At 68.9% G+C, this 2869-nt stretch carries 4 protein-coding genes; all 4 read left to right on the plus strand.

Annotated features, from left to right (window positions below; translation table 11 throughout):
- The first annotated feature begins 115 nt into the window (after positions 1–115).
- Genes ACFX4F_RS21065 through xerC form a run of 4 tightly spaced genes read left to right on the plus strand, consistent with a single transcriptional unit; the run spans position 116 to position 2780 of the window.
- A complete protein-coding gene (locus ACFX4F_RS21065) occupies positions 116–355 on the plus strand; it encodes a lipoprotein (protein ID WP_089238116.1) in 240 nt (79 codons plus the stop codon).
- The gene (gene dapF / locus ACFX4F_RS21070; RefSeq protein WP_380658307.1) at positions 348–1199 is read left to right on the plus strand and encodes a diaminopimelate epimerase; all 852 of its coding nucleotides are present in this window, start codon (positions 348–350) and stop codon (positions 1197–1199) included. Before ACFX4F_RS21065 ends, dapF begins: the two co-directional genes overlap by 8 nt.
- Positions 1196–1870 (plus strand): DUF484 family protein, encoded by a 675-nt coding sequence (locus ACFX4F_RS21075; protein WP_025877290.1) that lies wholly within the window; start codon positions 1196–1198, stop codon positions 1868–1870. Before dapF ends, ACFX4F_RS21075 begins: the two co-directional genes overlap by 4 nt.
- Positions 1871–1886: 16 nt before the next feature.
- Positions 1887–2780: a tyrosine recombinase XerC gene (gene xerC, locus ACFX4F_RS21080; RefSeq protein ID WP_089236976.1), complete on the plus strand. Its 894-nt coding sequence runs from the start codon at positions 1887–1889 to the stop codon at positions 2778–2780.
- Positions 2781–2869: the final 89 nt, after the last annotated feature.

Consider the following 2869-nt stretch of genomic DNA (forward strand, 5'->3'; position numbering starts at 1 on the left):
CATGGCCCGGCGCTGCCAGGGGTGTCTGGTTGCGGTAGCGCCGGGCCATGCCCGGCGGATGCGTGGCGCGGCATCCTGCACCAACCGCTCAGCCGCCAATGGCTATACTCGGGGCATGAACATCCCCCATCGCAATGTCATCCTGATTCCGCTGGCAGCGGCCTCGCTGCTGTTCCTCGCCGCATGCGGCAACAAGGGCCCGCTGGTGCTGCCGCAGAAGCCGGTACCGGTGGAAGAAACCGTCGAACCGGCCGCTGATGCCGACACCACGCCCGCGGCCACCCAGAGCACCGGTGACGGCAGTCCGTCGGTCACCCCGGACCCGGTCAAGAAGGTGGACGACGGGAATGAGTAAGGCCGGTAGCAACGGTCTGCGCTTCAGCAAGATGCACGGCGCGGGCAACGATTTCGTAGTGATCGACCTGCGCGACGGCACCCCGCCGCCCACCCCGGAACTGGCCGCGCGCCTGGCCGACCGCCATACCGGCGTCGGCTGCGACCAGATCCTGACCATCGAGCCGCCGCGCGCCGAAGGCTCGGTCGCCTCGTACCGCATCTGGAACGCCGATGGTTCCAATTCCGAGCAGTGCGGCAACGGCGCGCGCTGCATCGCGGCCTGGCTGGTGCGCGAGGGCAGTGCGCAGGGCGATCACTTCGTGATCGACAGCCCGCTGGCCAGCCACGCCGTGGATGTGCTCGGCGAAGGCCAGTACGCGGTGGCGATGGGCGTGCCGCTGTTCGAGCCGGCGCAGGTGCCGCTGATCGGCTTCGCCCACCCGCGCGAGGAATACCTGCTGCCACTGCAGGGCGAGACCGTGCGCTTCGCGGCGGTGTCGATGGGCAATCCGCACGCAGTGATCGAAGTGGGCCTGGTCGACGCTGCACCGGTTGAGCGCGTAGGCGGGCTGCTGCAGCAGCATGCGTCGTTCCCGAAGTCGGTGAACGTGGGCTTCGCCCAGGTGATGGGCCCGGAACATGCGCGCCTGCGCGTGTTCGAGCGCGGCGTGGGTGAAACCCTGGCCTGCGGCAGTGGCGCCTGCGCGGCTGCGGTGACCCTGATGCATCGCGGCCGCCTGCAGCGCGATGCGCGCATCAGCCTGCCCGGTGGCGACCTGCGCATCCAGTGGCCGGGCGATGGCCAGCCGGTGGTGATGGCGGGCCCGACCGCATTCGTCTTCGAAGGGGAGTGGATCGCATGACTGAGACCGTCGACAAGCTCGGCGCCCATGAAGTCGCCGCCTGGTTGCGGCGTCATCCGGGCTTCCTCAAGCAGTTCCCGGACCTGGCGCTGACCCTGGTGGTGCCACGCGATGACGGCCCGACCGCATCGCTGGCCAGCTACCAGCTGGAAGTGCTGCGCGAGAAGAACCGCGAGCTGGCGCGACGGTTGGCCGACCTGGGCGCGACCGCGCAGGTCAACGAGCGGCTGGCGGTGCGCACGCATCAGCTCACCCTGGCCCTGATGAAGCAGGACAATGCCGCCGACACGCTGCGCGCGATGGCGGCGTCGCTGCAGGAAGACTTCGCCGGCGATCTGGTGCGGCTGGTGGTGCATGCGCCGGTGGCCGGGCTGGAGCAGGCCGAGTGGCTGCAGGTGCTGGCCGCCGATGATGCGCAGCTGGGCCCGTTCCGCGACTGCCTGAAGGATGGCGAGCCGATCTGTGGCCGCCTGCACAGCGACAAGAACGCGGTGCTGTACGGCGCGCGCAGTGAGGAAGTGCAGACCACTGCCTTGCTGCCGCTGCCGGGCGTTGGCCTGATCGCGGTGGGCAGCCACGATCCGAACCGTTTCTATCCCGGCATGGGCACGCTGTTCCTGCGGATGATGGGCGAGGCCCTGGTGACCGGGCTCAAGCGCTTCGCGGATTGAGCGGGAAACGACGACGATGAGCGCGGTGCAGGCGTTCCTGCAGCACCTGCAGGTGGAGCGGCGGATGTCGGCGCATACACTCGATGCCTACCGCCGCGACCTGGACGCATTGTCGGTGTGGGCCGAACCCCGCGGCGTGGCCGTGGAGGCACTGGATACCGACGCGGTGCGCCAGTTCGTTGCCGACGAACACCGCCGTGGCCTGTCGGCCAAGAGCCTGCAGCGCCGGTTGTCGGCCTGCCGCAGCTTCTATGCCTGGCTGCTCAAGCATGGCCGTATCGAGGCCAGCCCGGCAGCGACACTGAAAGCACCGCGCGCACCGAGACGATTGCCGCAGGTGCTCGACGCCGACGAAGCCGTGCAGCTGGTTGAACTGGAACCGGAAGGCGAGTTGGGTCGTCGTGACCGCGCGCTGCTGGAACTGTTCTATTCCTCCGGCCTGCGCTTGAGCGAAGTCTGCGCGCTGACCTGGCGCGACCTGGATTTCGCCAGTGGCCTGGTCAACGTGATGGGCAAGGGCAACCGGCAACGTCGCGTTCCCTTCGGAAAGCCGGCACGCGAGGCGCTGCTGACCTGGCGCAGCGAAAGCGGTGGTGGTGCCGCTACACCGGTTTTTCCCGGCCGCAACGGGCCGATCAGCCAGCGCGCGGTGCAGATCCGCATCCGCCAGCTGGCGCAGCGCCAAGGCTTGTTCAAGCACGTGCACCCGCACATGCTGCGGCACAGTTTCGCCAGCCACATCCTGGAATCCTCCGGCGACCTGCGCGGTGTGCAGGAACTGCTCGGCCATGCCGACATCGCCACCACGCAGATCTACACGCACCTGGACTTCCAGCATCTGGCCAAGGTCTACGATGCGGCGCACCCGCGTGCGAAACGCCGCAAAGACCCGCCCGACAAGGGGGGGTAGCGCCGGGCCATGCCCGGCGGCTGTGCGATACATGTCTCCTGCATGCGACGCAGCCCGCGCTGCGCGCTCGCCGGGCATGGCCCGGCGCT

This window comes from Stenotrophomonas sp. YIM B13575 (assembly GCF_042787595.1).
GTDB lineage: Bacteria > Pseudomonadota > Gammaproteobacteria > Xanthomonadales > Xanthomonadaceae > Stenotrophomonas > Stenotrophomonas lactitubi_B.

What these genes read in the sequence shown, in the direction of transcription:
- ACFX4F_RS21065 (WP_089238116.1), top strand. Translation starts at nt 116, where the DNA reads ATGAACATCCCCCATCGCAATGTCATCCTGATTCCGCTGGCAGCGGCC.
- dapF (WP_380658307.1), top strand. Translation starts at nt 348, where the DNA reads ATGAGTAAGGCCGGTAGCAACGGTCTGCGCTTCAGCAAGATGCACGGC.
- ACFX4F_RS21075 (WP_025877290.1), top strand. Translation starts at nt 1,196, where the DNA reads ATGACTGAGACCGTCGACAAGCTCGGCGCCCATGAAGTCGCCGCCTGG.
- xerC (WP_089236976.1), top strand. Translation starts at nt 1,887, where the DNA reads ATGAGCGCGGTGCAGGCGTTCCTGCAGCACCTGCAGGTGGAGCGGCGG.